Raw genomic sequence first — 15,990 nt, forward strand, 5'->3', positions numbered from 1 at the left:
CAGACTCATGAACACCCAACATCACCTGTGGGAGCGGGCTTGCTCGCGAAAGGGGCCCTCACATCCAACATCCATGCAAACTGGCCCACCGCCTTCGCGAGCAAGCCCGCTCCCACAATAAGCCTGTGGTGAACACAAGACTCATGAACACCCAACATCACCTGTGGGAGCGGGCTTGCTCGCGAAAGGGCCCTCACATCCAACATCCATGCAAACTGGCCCACCGCCTTCGCGAGCAAGCCCGCTCCCACAATAAGCCTGTGGTGAACACAAGACTCATGAACACCCAAAATCACCTGTGGGAGCGAGCCTGCTCGCGATGACGGACTGACATTCAACACCTTCATTGACTGTCAAACCGCTATCGCGAGCAGGCTCGCTCCCACACTAGGGCCTACGTGTTCTACATATTCCCAAAGGCCCTGAACACGCCGATCATGGCAGGGCCGATGGCGACCAGGAAGAAACTCGGCCACAGGCAGAAGATCAGCGGGAAGATCAGCTTGGTGCCGATCTTCGCGCCCATTTCCTCGGCGGCCTGGGTGCGCCGGTCACGAAACTCGTCGGCGTAGATGCGCAGGGTGTCGGCCACGCTGGTGCCGAAGCGAATGCTCTGGGCCAACAGGCTGACCAGCCCCTGGATATCCTCCAGGCCAGTGCGCACGGCCAGTTGCTTGAGCGCCTCGGTACTGGTGATGCCCGCACGAATCTGTGCATTGACCAGGGCCAACTCCTCGGCCAACTCCACCTGGCTGACCGACATTTCCTCAGCCACCCGTTCAATCGTCGTGGGCAAGGCCAGGCCCGATTCGACACACACCACCATCAAGTCCAAGGCATCCGGAAACGCCGCCCGCAGCCGGGTTTGTCGGGCCTGTTTGCGCTTGCCGACATACAGCGCCGGCAACAGCCATCCGATACCGACCACCAAGGTGAGCGCCAGCAGAACGATGGCGGCGTTCACCTTGATCATCGGCAACAACAGTACCGCAACGCCAAGCAGCGACAGCGGCAGTATCAGACGCACGGCCCAGTAAACCTGCACCGCCGAAGCGGAACGATAACCGGCGTGCGTCAGCAGGGTCTGGGTAGCCGATATCCGGGTCGGGTCGTTCGAGGCAAAGCGCTGGCCCACCCGCTCCAGCAAAAGTTGCAGGTTCCCCGGCGCCTCCTGCCCTGCCGAGCTACCTGAATACCCCCGTTTGATCAGCGCCAGGCGCCGCTGCACCGGGTCCTGCAACCCCATCATCAGCAGAAGCACGGCGACCACCGCCAGCACCGTACTGAGACCGACCACGGCGATGAACAACAGCCGTGCCACCTCCTCGTTTCCGGTAAACCGACTGAACAACCCGAGCAAAAAGTCCATGACTGATACCTCGCGGTAAAACAGCGCTTAAACCTGGATCCGAATAATTTTTCGTATCCAGAAAATCCCGATCAACATGGCGCAGAAGGCACCGATGATCAGCTTGTGGCCGATCGGGTCGTTGATCAGCACCGGCATGTAGCTGGGGCTCGTGAGGACGATGGCGATCGCCAGCACGAAGGGGATCGCCACCAGCACCCAGGCCGACATGCGCCCTTCCGCCGACAACGTCCGGATCTTGCGCTGGAAGCGAAAGCGTCCGCGGATCAGCCGGCTCAGGCGCTCCAGCACTTCGGTCAGGTTGCCACCGGTTTCACGGTGGATGAGGATCGACGTCACCAGCATCATCACCGTCATGCTCGGCATGCGCTCCAGCAAGCCAAGCATCGCCCGGCGCACGTCGTTGCCGTAGTTGATGTCGGCGAAGGTCATGCCGAACTCCTGGGCAACCGGCCCCTTATGTTCATCGGCGACCAGACGCAGGGTTTCGTTGAACGGGTGCCCGGCCCGCAAGGCCCGGCACATGGCGTCCAGCGCATCTGGCAAACCTTCCTCGAACGCGGCGAAACGCTTGCTGCGATCACGCATGATTTTGAACAGCGGCAGCCAGGTCACCACAAACGTCGCCAGCAGCGCCATCCACCACAGCGGCGAAACCATCAGCACCACGGCACCGGCCGCCACGCCCAGGACCAGCCCCAGCACCATCACCCGATAAGCCCGGTATTCGTGGCCGGCCTGCTCGATCAGTTGCGTCAGGTTGGCCATGAACGGCAGCTGTTCAAGCCAGGCCTCCAGGGGCGACAGGCGCGTCAGGTATTTCTGCCGCAACACGGTTTGCATGTTGGGCAAATGGTTGGCCTTCTCCAACACATGCAGGCGCCCACGGATGCGCTTGCGCATTTTGCCGGCCTCGCCGAACACCGGCACCACTACGCCCTGGGACAAAAGGAAGACCGCAATGAACACCATGGCGAGAAAAATCAGGATGAACTCACTGGGAATATTGCTCATGACTGCCGGGCCTCCATCCACTCAGGGCGGAACAGCGTCAGCGGCAATTCAATGCCGCGTTTGGCCAACACATCGCGGAACGCCGGGATCATGCCGCTGGGCCGATAGTCGCCAAGCACCTCACCGTGTTCACCGATGCCATGGCGCACAAAGGAGAAAATCTCGGTCATGGTGATGACCTCCCCTTCCATGCCGTTGATCTCTTGCATGCTGACCACGCGTCGCTTGCCGTCTTCTTGACGCTCCAGCTGGATCACCACATCGATGGCCGAGGCAATTTGTTGACGCATTGCCTTGATCGGAAACGTCGCGCCGGTCATCGACACCATGTTCTCGACTCGACCCAAGGCATCACGCGCGGTGTTGGCGTGAATCGTGGTCAATGAACCGTCGTGGCCGGTGTTCATCGCCGTGAGCATGTCCAGCGCCTCGGCACCGCGCACCTCGCCGATGACAATACGGTCCGGGCGCATCCGCAGGCTGTTGCGCACCAATTCGCGCTGACTCACCTCGCCGCGCCCCTCGATGTTCGAAGGCCGGGTTTCCAGGCGCACCACGTGGGGCTGTTGCAGTTGCAACTCGGCCGAGTCCTCGATGGTGACGATACGTTCGTTATGGGGAATGAAACTGGACAGCACATTGAGCATGGTGGTCTTGCCGCTGCCGGTCCCGCCGGAAATCAGCACGTTCAGGCGCCCACGGACGATGGCCTTGAGCAACAAGGCGATGGCCGGGGTCATGGTGCCCACCTGGATCAGGCTGTCGGTATTGAGCAGATCCACGGCGAAGCGCCGGATCGACATGCTCGGACCGTCGATGGCCAGCGGCGGGATGATCGCGTTGACCCGCGAGCCATCCTTGAGGCGGGCGTCCACCAGCGGCGAGGACTCGTCGATACGCCGCCCCAGGCTGGAGACGATACGGTCGATGATGTTCAGCAGATGCTGGTCATCGCGAAAGCGCACGTCGGTCCTTTGCAGTTTGCCGAAGCGTTCGACGTACACCGAGGCAAAGCCGTTGACCAGAATGTCGGACACACTATGGTCGGCCAGCAGCGGTTCCAGCGGCCCCAGGCCAAGCACCTCGTCGGTGATCTGCTTGATGATCAACTGACGGCTGACCGAACTCACCGGCGCCGAATGCTCCTCGAGCAGGCGCTGGCAGATGTCGCGGATCTGCCGCGTGGCCTCGACTTGTTCGAGAGCATCGAGCAAGGACAGGTCCATGACCTTGAGCAACTGCTGGTAGATTTTTTCCCGCCACTCGGCTTCCACCGGGGTGACCTGGCTGCGGGTTTCGTAGAGCACGTCCGGGATGGCCTGCTCCCAGGCCATCAGTGCTTCTGCCGGGTCTGCCAAGTCGTCGCCCTGCTGGGCGGTCACTGAAGAACCCGGTTTACCGGACTGTTTGCGCAAGCGGTTGCGGAAATCACTGATCATGGGTCATCCCCCGAAGAAACGGTTGAAGGCGCGCTTGAGCAGGCCTTTGTTCGTGGCCATCTGGTGACCGACCAGGTCTTCGGTCAAATCGCGCAGGGCGACGGTAATGGCCGCCCTCGGCGCATGCAGCCCCAACGGCACGCCAGTGTTCTGACTCTGGCTGACCAGGTTGAAGTCATTGGGTAATTTCGACAGGTTCGCGCAACGCAGCGCCTCGCCAATATCCTTGAGGCTGACCGCGGCGCCTTTGTCATAACGGTTGACCACCACCTGCAACTGGTCGCCGCGCACACCCAGGTCTTCGCGCAAAATCCGCACCAGGGCACTGGCATCACGCAGATGGCTGACGCTCTGTTGCACCACCACATACACCCGGTCCACTTGCTCCAGCACGGAGCCGGTGAGGTGGTCGATCTGCCGCGGCAGGTCCACCACCACCCAGTCATAGCTGGCACGGGCCAGTTGCAACAGGGCGTCGAGCTGTTCAGGTTGGGCGTCCTGGGGCAAGCACAGCTCGCCGGCCCGACCACCGAGCACATGCAGGGTCGGGCTGAAGTGACTGCAGAAACCGCGCAGCGCAACGCTGTCCATGTCCTCGATCTGTTGCAGCACTTCCAGATGGCTATGGGACTGCGCCACATCCAGGTAATGGGTCACGCTGCCAAATTGCAGGTCCATATCCAACAACAAGGTGTTACCTGCCCGGGCGCTCAACTGTTGAGCCAGATTGCAGGCCACCAACGTCCCACCGGAACCACCCTTGGCGCTGATCACGGCAACCAGCTTGCCTTCGGCACCGTTGCCGAGGCGAACCTCCGCCACCAGACGATTCAGGGCGGCCACCAACTCCATCTCGGCGACGGGCTCGGGCAGTACATCCCGAGCCCCGGCCTGCATCGCCAGGCGCATGCCCTCCTGCTCGCCCAACGGTCCGCACACCAACATCGGCGGACGCTCGTGGGCCGGACGCTGCAACAACGCCGCCAACTCTTCGCGCCACAGGTGGCTGACCCGCAGCAACAGTAGATCGGGCATCCGGTCCAGGCCGTAGAGCGGATCGACATGGCCGTTGCTCACCAGGCGCGTGCTCACTTCCAGGCACGGCATGCGCTGGCAGACGCATTGCAGGTCACGCAGGGCCGAAGCATCGCGGCTGCTGATCAGTATTCGCAACCCGGCTTTGCCGGTGGCGGTCGAGAGCGGAGTTTCCCTGGTATTCAGCATGGTGTGATCTCCCCGGAATCGGAATGACGCCCAAGGCTTTCGCGTGGCAAGGTTGCCCGGAACGCGGGCAAGGTAATGGGCACGCCTAAGCCGGGAATGAACAAATTGAACACGAAGTTCTGCACGCTCAGGCGCACGTAGCGGATGGCACGAAAGCCGTTGGCACCGGACGTATCGGCGGGGTTCGCCACCACGGCACCGTTAACATCCAGATAGGTCAGCGCCAGGTTCGAGGTCGCCAGGCTGCTGATCAGTTGGCTGGTCCCGGTGTCCGTCGCAGCGTTGAAGATGGCCCGGCGCAACACCACCGGATCGCTGATATTGCACACCGCCGCCAGCCGCACGCCACGCCTGGCGGCTTCATCCAGTGCGTTGACAGTGAAATACAGCCGGCCCATTTCCACCACGCCGAACAGCAGGATGAACACCAGCAGGCCCACGAAGGAGAATTCCACGATATAAGTGCCGCGCATGTGTTTATTGTTCATCACAACACCCTCATGACAGTGGTCGCGACCAGTGGGATACCCAGCGCAATGGCATTGCCGAAAAAACCCGGGATCGACCCGCTGCAGTTGCCCGCGCCGATCACCGGACAGAAGGTGTAGGTAATGGTGACGCGCACATGGTCGATGCCCTCGGCGGCGACCTGCACGTTCGCCGTCGTCAACCCGGACACCACTGCGCTGCCGGCCTGGCTGGGCACGCCATACACCGCCACGTTTTTCGTCTGGGTCAGCAGCGTGTTGCTCAAGGCAACGGTGCCGAGGGTGGAATTCCAGGCCTGGCCGGCGACGAAGCGATTGGCGTCACGGCTGGCCTGCAGCAGCACGTTGTACTGAAAAAGCATGCGGCCGAACTCGCCGAAGGCCAGTAACAGCAGCAGCAACAACGGCAGCACCAGAGTGAACTCCACTAGTGCCACGCCTTGCTGGGCCTGCGGTGCTTTGAAATGGACAAGTCCCATGACGCCTCCTACGAGTCGGTGCTCGGAGTGCCGCTGCCGTTGAGATAGGTTTTGTAAAGCTGGATGATCTGCGGGCCGGCGTCGCTGGACGGTGTGGGACCGGGCACGTTGTCACCTTCACACTCCTCGACGAACTGGCCGAAGATGATTGAATCAGAGCCTCCGCCGTTAACCGGTTGTACGACGAAATAGCAGCCGAACCCGAGGACGGGGATCGAGGTCGAACCACTGAGTTTGCCGGTGCAGTCGCCGATCACGATTTTCAGCATCCGCCGTTCGAAAACCCCGTTGCTTTCACAGCCGCTGCCCGCCCCGGCCACGCACGCAGCGACACTCGCCCGCCAGTCGTTGTAGTCCAGTATCGCGGCTGCACCTGCCGTGAGATTGCCGTTGTTCGACGTGATGGGCTGCCCTTGGTATTGCGCCTGGGAGAGCGCATCGTTGTAAGTCATCGCCGGTGTGCTGGACGCGGTGACCAGGTCCGGTGGATAGTCCGAGGAACTGACCGGGCCGTTATAGATACCAAAGCGCGTATTCAGGCCCTGGGACGTCGGCCCGGCTTTGTTACCCGGCGCGGTCTGAACGTTGTCCCCTACGTTGCGACAGACCGAACCACCGCCCGCCAGGTCTTCCCGGACCGCACTGCCGCCGGAACCAAAATCGAGCAGTTGGAAATTACCCGGCCCGATAGGCGAGGTATTACCCGCCGCTGTCTTCAGGACCTCCAGGTCACCGAAGCGATACCCCCAGAAGTTACCGGCGGCCGGGTCGTATTGAGAGGTATCACCGCAGACCATCAACGGCGCCAGATCACAGGGGGCCGTGGGGCTGGGGCCGGCGGTGGCAATTGCCGCCACTCGTTTATTACCGAGGCCGGCGCTGCCCATCGTTTGCACGAAACTCCAGAAAAAACCGTTCAGCTGATAACTGGACACCGACACCCGCACGTATTTGGCATCCGCAGGTCCTGGGTACGAGAACGGGCCATAGACGCTGCTGGAGAGCTCCACCGCGGCAAATGCGCCCGGGTTGCCGGCGACAGCGGTTGCCAGTTCAGTGTTACCCGCGGCGTTGGCATTTCGTGTCAGCGTGTCCAGGGCCGCCGCTCGGGTGGTACTGGCCATGTTTACGCCACCCGTCACCTGGCTCAGGGTCTTGGCGCCGCTCAGGGCCGCAGCATCCACTGCATTTTGCACCCGCGTTTTGTTCAGCAGCATGTGTCCGCCGTCCAAGGCCAATGCCGCCATCATGGAGATCGCCATCAGGGCGATTACCATCAATACACTTACCGCCCCTATCTGACGTTGCGGCACAGTTAAAGGCTGCCGAATACTGGGGTTCATTATCACGTCCTCGTCTACTGACGTTGAGGATCGGCATCGCCTGGGGCCGGGATTTTTCCGCGCCCGTCAGCGAACGTTGACCACACTGCGCTCGATACCGCGGATCACCGTGATCGAGGCATCGTCCTGTGCCTTGGCGATGCGTTGCACTATGGGTTTTGGCGTCGGAACAGCGGCGACCGGCGCGGCGGGTGTCGGCGCCGCGACCACGGCCTTTTTCTCCAGGTTCAGCGGGTTGCGCAGTGCCAGTTGCAGCTTGCCTTCGGTCTGCGCGGTGACCAGCACCTCCGCTTCGCTGGCCGACATTTCCAGCGTCACGGCCCGCACCACCACCGGTTGGGTTTTGTCGGTGCCGGCAGTCTGGTCCACCGCCAGCACCCGCAGGTTTTCCAGGATGGTCCGCGACACGGCATTGTTACTGCCGGCACTGGTGGTCTTGGTCGCCAGGACATCGACCCGGTTACCCGGCAAGAGGAAACCGCCCACACCGACCACATCGTCCACGCGTACCGAGATGGCGCGCTTGTCGGGGGCGATCAGCGAGGCCAGGGTGCTGCCGCCCAAGTGCTCGCTCAACCGCGCCCCCCGCACGATGTCGCCGCGCAGGATGTCGAATGTGGCGATCTTGCCCACCGCTTGCTCGCTGGAATCGAAGGCGTCGTCCGGGATCGTATCCATGGGCATGCGCACGGTCGTGACCTGCTGGGCCTCGACCATCTGCCCGAAAGGAATTTCCACCGTGGCCACCACCACGCTTCGCAGGTGGTCATCAGGTTTGGCGTTAAGGCGCGCGCTCAGCCAGGAGTCAGCCATCCATGCGGCACCAAGGCCCATTACCAGGGAAACGCCTATCAGCGAAAGCGTACGAGAGCTCATGTCGGTATCTCCGAATCAAAGGAAGTCGAGCTGAACGAAGTAGTTGTGCCAGGCCCATTCCAGCTCTTGCGGCAACAGGGGCCCGGAACCGCCCAGGTAACGCTGGCGGTCCAGCGCCATGTTCAGCAGGTCACGGGGATGGCAAGGCACCAGCGGCATGCCTTCGCCTGCATACAGCCGCTGCAGCACATAGCGCACCAGCAGCGGGTCATACGGGATACCCAGGCGTTCGCATTCCTGGCGCCAGATGCGTTCGTACTCCTCGGGCTTGAGGTAACCGAACTGCACCTTGTAGCCGATGCGCCGCAGGAAGGCCTCGTCGGCCAGCTCCAGGGGGTTGAGGTTGGTGGAAAACACCAGCACCAGGTCGAACGGCAATTCGCAGTGCCGGCCACCCCCCAGGTTGATGAAGTCACGCTTCTCTTCCATGGGCACGATCCAGCGATTGAGCAGCTCGGCTGGAGCCATGCGCTGACGCCCCATGTCATCGATGATGAACAGCCCGTTGCTGGCCTTGAGCTGCAACGCGGCCTGGTACTGGCGGGTGAAGGGGTCGTAGCGCACGTCCAGCTGTTCCATGCTCAACTCGCCACCGGTGATAACGATGGGGCGTTTGCAGCACAGCAGGCGGCGGTCGATGCCTTCATTGAGCATCAGGTTGTTCGATTGGCTGTTGTCATCCAGGCGCTGGTGCACCTGCGGATCGTAGATCTCGATCACCGATTCGTTGATGACAATGGCGTGGGGCACCCAGATGGCCTCGGCAAACAGGCGGATCAACCGACTGCTGACATACGTCTTGCCGGTGCCGGCCGGCCCATAAATCATGATCGCCCGGCCGGAGTTCAGCGCCACACCCAACTGGTCGAGCATTCCTTGGGTCAGCACCACGCCAGCCAGGGCCCGGTTCATATCATTGGCGGTGACGCGGCCATGGTGAATCGTCTGGATCTTGATCAGGGAGCGATAGGTACTTACCGGAAAAGGTGCCGCACCGATATAGCCGCTGCGCGCCAGGGCGTCACGGGCGAAACTGCGACCGCGCTCGGTCAGGCCGTAGCGCAGTGCCTGTACACTCGTCTGTCCGACCTGGCCAAGCACCTCGACGCGACCGTCCTTGCGCAGGAACGCCAGGACCTCTTCCAGTACCGCGCCGGTCAAGGCCAGGCGCTCCACCAGCCGCGTCATGTCCAGCACACCGGCATCGTGCAGATGCTTGCACACCAGCTCACCCAGGAAACTGTCGGTCAGGCCGGTGTCACGAATGGTGCACGGCTGAGGCGCCAGGCGTTGTACCGCGTCCCGTTCGCTGGGGTAGGCATCGCTATCGTTGATGACGTGCATGACTAGACTCCCCAGCCGTCGGCAACCAGTTGCCAGTAAACGCTGTTCAAAGTACCGATCAGGATCGCAATCGAATAAGGAAAGGGTTTGCCGGCCACCTCATCCGAAGTGGGCGCCAGATAAGACTGGGCTCGCACAATCAGCCAATAGCGCCCCAGGGTCTGGAGCAGTTGGCCGCGGGCCAGAACGATCAGGAAACCGCACACACCGCCGGCGATAAGGCTGAACAGCGCCGCCCACAGTGCGTAATGAAAAGGCAGGAAGCTGCCGACCATGGTCATCAACTTGACGTCACCGGCGGCCATGCCACCGACTGCATACATAGGCAGGAACAGCCCGAAACAGATCAGCATGCCCAGCAGGCTATCGCCCAAGCCGGCGATCCCGCCGGTATACACCTGGCCGGCCAATCCCAGGGCAAGGCCCAACAGGACCAGCGTGTTGGGGATGCGGTGGCGACGCAGGTCGCTCACCACCGCCACGCCCAGCAGTCCCAGCATTAGTACCGTCGACACCAGCAATTCCATGGACATGATGCGTCTCCCTAGGGGTGGTTATCGTTAGCAGGCAACGTTGCCATTGGCGGCTTGGCACAACGCCCGGATCTTGGTATCCACGGCGCCGCCCAGAAGGACGAATGCCGCCGCTACCAATACCGTGATCAAGCCACCCGCCACCGCGTATTCAACGATGGTCAGGCCGTCTTCATCTTTGGCGAACTTGCTGATCGAAGTGCTTATTGTCTGGAAAGTCATTTCATGAACCTCACGCTCGTAAGTAGTAGTAGTGCTACGAAGTTGGAGGGGACAGCGCGAAGTCCATTTGATTTATTCGTTGTACTCACTGCAAAAGAGTCGCAAGCGTTATTCCTTGAGGGTTACCGTGTCCCCGTCACCGTAAGTCGTCGCTGTCAGCAGGCAACGTTGCCGTTGACCGCCTGGCACAGTGCACGGATCTTGGTATTCACGGCGCCGCCCAGGAGAACAAACGCTGCGGCGACCAATACGGTGATCAACCCACCGGCCACGGCGTATTCCACAATGGTCAGGCCATCTTCATCTTTGGCGAACTTCAGTACCGAAGCCTTGATTGTTTGAAGAGTCATTTCGCACACCTCATCGGGGTTGTTTTTTCAAGGGCAGTACATTGCGAACTGCCTGATGCAACCCTAGTCAGCAGGTGGTGATAGCCGTTAGGAGGATTTTGCACATCGCTAGGATTTTTTTGCGGGGATCCAAGGTTGTGCCGTGCCATCGACACCCCCAGGGACCACCGTTTGAGGGGCATCGCGCTAAAAGGTGGTGGTTTTATAAAAATTTATTCGGCGAGATAGTGGCACATTGGCAATACTGCTAGCTAAAGGGCAGTAAGCACCGCTGAGTAAGCCTATGACCTCACACCTGACGGGCAAGCCAAAGCTGTTGTGGTTCGATCTGACTCACGATCGCTCCACCAAGGAACTCATCAGCCAGTTCGAGGACACCTGCGACTGCACGTTGGCGAAAAACGCCATGTTGTCCAATGGGGAACAGGCCGACATGATCTGCATCCATTTCGATCGTCCGGACACGCCAGGCTTGAGGCGTTTGCTGGAGATCAAGCGCACCGTCCCGACTATCCCCATCACCATGTTTACCGTGCAGCATTCCGAAGAGCTGGCAGTCTGGGCCATGCGCTCCAGCGTCTGGGAATACATGGTGCTGCCCTTTTGCGCCACCGAGCGTAAGCGCTATCTGACAGCCGTGGTGCAATTGTGTGAACTGCGCCGCCATGCCAACGGCCAGCGCAAAACCTCGCAGATCGACCATTCCCCGACCCTGCCGGACAGCATCCGCCTGACCGCAGGGCACCAGAAACACCAGGCCCTGAGCCACATTATGCTGTACATCGACCAGCATTTTCGCGAAAGCATCGATCAACGAGACCTGGCAAAGCGCTGCGGTATGACGACATTTCGTTTCAGTCGCCTGTTCAAGGAGGCCAATGGGCTTGGTTTTACCGACTACGTACTGAACAAACGCATGAGCTTTGCCAAGGAGCTGCTCGACAACAGCCAGATGCCTATCACCAGTATCGGTTATGAGGCCGGTTTCAAGGACCCCTCCTACTTCGCCCGCGCCTTCAAGCAATACGCCAACTGCACCCCCAGTGAATACCGTTCGGCCTACTCGATACGCAGCGCAAGCCCTGCACAAACGCCGGATGATACGGCGATAGAAGCGCTCGAAAGCCTTGTGCATAGCCTTGAAGGTTGAAGGTTTTTTCGAGAAAGAGCCCTGCGAGCGTGCGACGCAAGGGCTCAAAGGCTCAAGGAGCGAGCTTTCTTCTCTCGATAGGGACTGACAGAACAATGCTGGTACGCGTCTCACCGTACGCATTGATATTGGCAATAATACTCTCGATCTCAGCCATCGACCTGGCATAGATCCTGATCAGATAGGAGTCGTTACCGGTGATGTGCAGGCACTCAACGACTTCGGGGATGTCGGTGAGCGTCGCTATGAGTTTGGCTTTCGCCGGTTTGAGGGTGGTGATGCCAACGACAGCGGATATGCCGTACCCCAGTTTGGTTGGATCTAACTGAGCGCTATACCCCTTGATCACCCCGGAGTCTTCCAGTTTGCGCAACCTGTCAGTGGTGGCGGGAATAGAAAGACCCGCGTGTTTGGAAAGCTCTGTGATAGAAATGCGGCCACAGTCCTGTACCTTCCCCAGGATTTTTACGTCTATACGATCCATGTGCGTTTCCCCCAGAAAAAGTATAAATTTTAATGAAAAGCCCGTGTTTTTCATTAAAAAAATCATGCCCCAAAATAAAGCAGAGTGCTAGTCTATTTCCTGCCTGAAAAGCCTAAAAATAATCTGGGCAAGCAATAGCTCTCCTCTTTAGCACGACGCACTGCCTAATAAAATAATTTCTCTCCAGGGATGGTGTTCGCATGGAAGATGAAAAAATAAAGTGCAGCAAAAAGTCTGACCTTTTCACCCGTTACATTGGAACGCAAGTCCTAGAACTTCGCAGTTTCAAGAGGGATCAGTTCCTGATGTACTTGACGGGCGTCAGTTTCTTTTCAATAGGCGCCACGTGTTTCATCATCAGCCAACTGGGCACCGACCCATTAGATGTCCTGATCATCTCGATAGATAAAATACTGACATTCGGAATGGGCATTTGCTCGGCGATCGTGTCGTTATTCTTTCTAACTTGGTGGATGCTTTGGAACAAAAAATACCCGCCAATAAGTCCATTCATTACAACGACACTGACAGGCCTGCTGATTGATCTCTGGTCCCTGCTCGGGCTTGGAGAGTATTTGATCGTCAGAATGAATGCATACACATTATTGGCGACGGGCCTGGTGTTGTGCGCCTATTCATCGGCACTCATCATCATGAGCGGTATTGGCATCAGAATCATGGACCTCGTGGTACTGACCATGGTTTCCAAATGGGGCTGGTCATTCACCAAAGCCAAGATGATCATTGAAATCGGTATTTTCTCGACTGGCTGGCTTTTAGGCGGCCCCTTTGGCGTGGGAACGATTGCCTTCCTGCTGGTGATCGGCCCGCTTATTCAACCCTTCATGAATATGAATGCCAAGCGCTTTTCACTTAAGAACTACGGACTGATCCGCGCTTCTTCTGCTTACTAATAACTACAAGATGACGGCCACCGCTGGCGGCGGCATTGTTTCGCCTCGACTATTTTAACCGATGATGTTGATAGCAACTTCCGTGATGAGGAGTGAGAGATGGACACTGCAAAAAGTAAAAACTGGACCCTGGACAGCACCCCGGCAAAACTGGAAGAAATACTTCCAGGGGGCGCGGTAAAGTGTCATCTTTCCCCACGAAATTGTGTCATACAGGAGGGCAAGGTAGGTTTTTGCAAAGTGCGCGGAAACCGTGGAGGTCGACTCGTTACTTTGAATTACGGCAAAGGCGTTCACAGCACCGAAGAAACCATCGAAACCGAGGCAGTGTTCCACTTTGCTCCTGGTGAGCGAATTCTTTCCCTGGGCAACATCGGTTGCATGCTCAACTGCGGTTATTGCCACAACTGGAAGACCTCGCAGGCCAAGTATGTCACCGACAAAGACGTCTACTACTACACCCCTGAGCAGGTAGTGGAAACCGCGCTCAAGCATGGAATACGCGTTATTTCCTGGACCTACAACGACCCTGTGGTCTGGCATGAATTCATCCTCGACACGGCAAAGCTGGCCAAGGAAGCGGGCCTGATCAACCTCTATAAGTCAGCCTTCTTTATCAGTGAAGAAGCCATTGATGAGTTACTGCCAGTCATTGATATTTTCTCGATTTCACTCAAATCCATTTCCCCCGAATACTATCGGAAAGTCACAACAGGCTGGGTAGAGCCAGTCCTGGCCGGTATCAAGAAAGTCTACGACGCCGGCAAATATGTTGAAGTCAGCACCTTGATGGTGACCGACATCAGTGACGATGAAGACACCGCCCGGAAAATCAGCCAATGGGTACTGGATGAACTGGGTCCGAATGTGCCCCTGCACTTCGTACGGTTTCACCCCGATTACAAAATGAGCAACAGTATCCGCACCCCCGTGGACCGGCTCCTGAAAGCACGGGACGTTGCCCGGAGCATGGGCGTCGAGCATGTCTACCTGGGTAACGTAAATGATATCGAGGGCACCAACACCAGTTGCAATAACTGTAACGCCCTGCTCGTCACCCGCTACGGTTTGAACGCTGAAATAATCGGCCTGGACAGCAAAGGATGCTGCTCCCAGTGCGGACACGATGCGCATTTCAAATTGCTGGGCGAACCCGAAGCGAACACAACTGTTGAACTGCAGGAGGAGGCACTGAGCGATTACGAGAAGCGAAAATTCGAGTGGCACGGGGATATCGTATCGCTGCACGCCCAAGTACTGAATACCGAAGACTTCGAACAGACTGTGTACCTGCGGCGCAATTATACCGACGGGCACAACAGCGATTGGAAATCGCTGACACTGCGAGCGCATGAAAGCTATCGATTCATTATCGCCAAGGCACGCATCGATGAATCAGGCCCTGAGGTCTGGCTTCCCAAGGGAGTGAACTCTAACCTTCATGAAGTATTCGACAGGGCTCACTTCCCAACCGAGTCGATTGAAGAGATTGGTATTTCGCAGAATGACATTACCCCGACCATTGGTTATGAGGGCAAGCAGAACATGTATGAGCAGGTCATCAAAATGGTCAGCCAGTCATGAATGTGTCTACTGAAATACTTCATATCAAGGTGGATGATCGAGAGGCCCATCCCTCGGTAACACCTATTTATCAGTGCAGTGCTTTTAGTGCGGATTCGGCGTTCTTCTACTCGAGAAAAGCCAACCCCAATGTGACTGAATTGGAACAGGTTGTCGCGGCCCTGGAAGGCAGTGAATACGCCTTGGCCTACAGCACTGGGATGAGCGCCATTTACATGGTTTTGGAGCTGTTGAAACCGGGTGGCTCGCTGGTAATCAACAAATTCATCTATGGCTGTTCCTATAAGTTGTTTCAGAGGTATGCGGCACGTATCGGTGCGCAACTGACGATCCTGGACCTCACCACAGAAGAAGGTTTGAAAGCGTTGCCGGCGAACGTCGACATGGTCATTTTTGAAACACCGACCAATCCGTTCCTGAAAGACATCGATATTCACGCGGTCAGCAAGGCCGTCAAGCAAAATAACCCACAGGCCCTGGTGGTCGTTGACAACACCTGGGCCACCCCGATATTCCAGAAGCCACTGAACTTTGGCGCCGACATTTCACTGTACAGTGCAACGAAATACTTCTCCGGGCATAGCGATGTCATGGGCGGTTTGGTACTGGTCAACAATGAAGTGATTTATAACCGCTTGCTCGAAGGGCGCTTTTATTCAGGCTCGATACTCACCCCCAATAGCGCCTGGCTGCTTCGTCGAAGCATGCAGACGTTCAACCTGCGAATGGAGAAACACAGCCGTACCACGTCCAGCATGCTCAACTACCTGCGAGAACTGCCTTTTATTGAGAAAGTTTATTATCCGCGGGTCGATGGCAAACAATTGACCGGCTATGGCGGCATTGTGTTCGTTGATATCCGACCCGACTTGGTTGCCTTCTACAAAACGTTTACCGGTGCGCTCAAGTGGTTTGGCACGGGCACGGGAATGGCCTGCGTGACTTCGATGGTTGCGCAGCCCTTTAGTGGTAGTCATGCCTCAATGACCGATCAGGAAAAAGCCGACATGGGCATTGAAAAAGGCTTGGTTCGATTGTGCTTTGGTTTGGAGGACCTTGAGGATCTTAAAGCCGACCTGCTGCAAGCATTCGAAGCCACGGAGAATAAGGTCAATCAAAAAAGCTCACTCAATCCTGCCTGACGGGTGGTAATCATCAGCAACGAGCCTTAAAAGGG

At 58.1% G+C, this 15,990-nt stretch carries 17 protein-coding genes; 4 read left to right on the top strand and 13 right to left on the bottom strand.

The genetic code is table 11. The annotated features are described in order from the left end of the window. Nucleotides 1–403: 403 nt before the first annotated feature. The 12 genes from EPZ47_RS20690 to EPZ47_RS20745 all read right to left on the bottom strand — a co-directional run bounded on the left by EPZ47_RS20690 (nt 404) and on the right by EPZ47_RS20745 (nt 10,681). The gene (locus tag EPZ47_RS20690; RefSeq protein WP_135846499.1) at nt 404–1,369 is read right to left on the bottom strand and encodes a type II secretion system F family protein; all 966 of its coding nucleotides are present in this window, start codon (nt 1,367–1,369) and stop codon (nt 404–406) included. A gap of 27 nt (nt 1,370–1,396) precedes the next feature. Further along, nucleotides 1,397–2,383 (bottom strand): type II secretion system F family protein, encoded by a 987-nt coding sequence (locus EPZ47_RS20695; protein ID WP_135846500.1) that lies wholly within the window; start codon nt 2,381–2,383, stop codon nt 1,397–1,399. Further along, the gene (locus EPZ47_RS20700; RefSeq protein WP_135846501.1) at nt 2,380–3,822 is read right to left on the bottom strand and encodes a TadA family conjugal transfer-associated ATPase; all 1,443 of its coding nucleotides are present in this window, start codon (nt 3,820–3,822) and stop codon (nt 2,380–2,382) included. Before EPZ47_RS20700 ends, EPZ47_RS20695 begins: the two co-directional genes overlap by 4 nt. 3 nt (nt 3,823–3,825) lie before the next feature. After that, nucleotides 3,826–5,046, bottom strand: coding sequence for an AAA family ATPase (locus tag EPZ47_RS20705; RefSeq protein ID WP_135846502.1), 1,221 nt, complete (start codon nt 5,044–5,046; stop codon nt 3,826–3,828). Continuing rightward, nucleotides 5,040–5,534: a TadE/TadG family type IV pilus assembly protein gene (locus tag EPZ47_RS20710; protein ID WP_135846503.1), complete on the bottom strand. Its 495-nt coding sequence runs from the start codon at nt 5,532–5,534 to the stop codon at nt 5,040–5,042. Before EPZ47_RS20710 ends, EPZ47_RS20705 begins: the two co-directional genes overlap by 7 nt. Continuing rightward, nucleotides 5,534–6,013 (bottom strand): TadE/TadG family type IV pilus assembly protein, encoded by a 480-nt coding sequence (locus EPZ47_RS20715; protein ID WP_135846504.1) that lies wholly within the window; start codon nt 6,011–6,013, stop codon nt 5,534–5,536. Before EPZ47_RS20715 ends, EPZ47_RS20710 begins: the two co-directional genes overlap by 1 nt. Before the next feature lie 8 nt (nt 6,014–6,021). After that, nucleotides 6,022–7,359, bottom strand: a complete 1,338-nt coding sequence (locus EPZ47_RS20720; RefSeq protein WP_135848046.1) for a pilus assembly protein TadG-related protein — start codon at nt 7,357–7,359, stop codon at nt 6,022–6,024. Between the two features lie 63 nt (nt 7,360–7,422). Continuing rightward, the gene (gene cpaB, locus EPZ47_RS20725; protein WP_135846505.1) at nt 7,423–8,232 is read right to left on the bottom strand and encodes a Flp pilus assembly protein CpaB; all 810 of its coding nucleotides are present in this window, start codon (nt 8,230–8,232) and stop codon (nt 7,423–7,425) included. 15 nt (nt 8,233–8,247) lie between these two features. Then, a complete protein-coding gene (locus tag EPZ47_RS20730) occupies nt 8,248–9,576 on the bottom strand; it encodes a P-loop NTPase family protein (protein ID WP_135846506.1) in 1,329 nt (442 codons plus the stop codon). A gap of 2 nt (nt 9,577–9,578) precedes the next feature. Then, nucleotides 9,579–10,109: an A24 family peptidase gene (locus EPZ47_RS20735; protein ID WP_135846507.1), complete on the bottom strand. Its 531-nt coding sequence runs from the start codon at nt 10,107–10,109 to the stop codon at nt 9,579–9,581. A gap of 27 nt (nt 10,110–10,136) precedes the next feature. Beyond that, nucleotides 10,137–10,331, bottom strand: a complete 195-nt coding sequence (locus EPZ47_RS20740; protein WP_135846508.1) for a Flp family type IVb pilin — start codon at nt 10,329–10,331, stop codon at nt 10,137–10,139. 155 nt (nt 10,332–10,486) lie between these two features. Next, on the bottom strand, nt 10,487–10,681 hold the full coding sequence (locus EPZ47_RS20745; RefSeq protein WP_008070254.1) for a Flp family type IVb pilin: 195 nt from the start codon (nt 10,679–10,681) through the stop codon (nt 10,487–10,489). A gap of 283 nt (nt 10,682–10,964) precedes the next feature. Between EPZ47_RS20745 and EPZ47_RS20750 the strand changes: the two genes are divergently transcribed. Then, nucleotides 10,965–11,831, top strand: a complete 867-nt coding sequence (locus tag EPZ47_RS20750) for a response regulator transcription factor (RefSeq protein ID WP_135846509.1) — start codon at nt 10,965–10,967, stop codon at nt 11,829–11,831. 52 nt (nt 11,832–11,883) lie between these two features. On the opposite strand, the gene EPZ47_RS20755 is transcribed toward EPZ47_RS20750, so the two are convergent. Continuing rightward, on the bottom strand, nt 11,884–12,315 hold the full coding sequence (locus EPZ47_RS20755) for an Lrp/AsnC family transcriptional regulator (protein ID WP_135846510.1): 432 nt from the start codon (nt 12,313–12,315) through the stop codon (nt 11,884–11,886). A 200-nt stretch (nt 12,316–12,515) separates the two neighbouring features. Between EPZ47_RS20755 and EPZ47_RS20760 the strand changes: the two genes are divergently transcribed. From EPZ47_RS20760 to EPZ47_RS20770, 3 genes are all read left to right on the top strand, one after another. Next, complete coding sequence (locus EPZ47_RS20760) at nt 12,516–13,229, top strand: YczE/YyaS/YitT family protein (RefSeq protein ID WP_135846511.1); 714 nt, start codon at nt 12,516–12,518, stop codon at nt 13,227–13,229. A gap of 99 nt (nt 13,230–13,328) precedes the next feature. Beyond that, nucleotides 13,329–14,813 (top strand): AmmeMemoRadiSam system radical SAM enzyme, encoded by a 1,485-nt coding sequence (gene amrS, locus EPZ47_RS20765; protein ID WP_135846512.1) that lies wholly within the window; start codon nt 13,329–13,331, stop codon nt 14,811–14,813. Beyond that, nucleotides 14,810–15,955 carry a trans-sulfuration enzyme family protein gene (locus EPZ47_RS20770; RefSeq protein WP_135846513.1) on the top strand — a complete coding sequence of 382 codons (1,146 nt, stop codon included), beginning with the start codon at nt 14,810–14,812 and terminating at the stop codon, nt 15,953–15,955. The genes amrS and EPZ47_RS20770 overlap by 4 nt, the downstream gene beginning before the upstream one ends. Nucleotides 15,956–15,990 lie beyond the last annotated feature (35 nt).

Source organism: Pseudomonas viciae (genome assembly GCF_004786035.1).
Taxonomy (GTDB): Bacteria; Pseudomonadota; Gammaproteobacteria; order Pseudomonadales; family Pseudomonadaceae; genus Aquipseudomonas; species Aquipseudomonas viciae.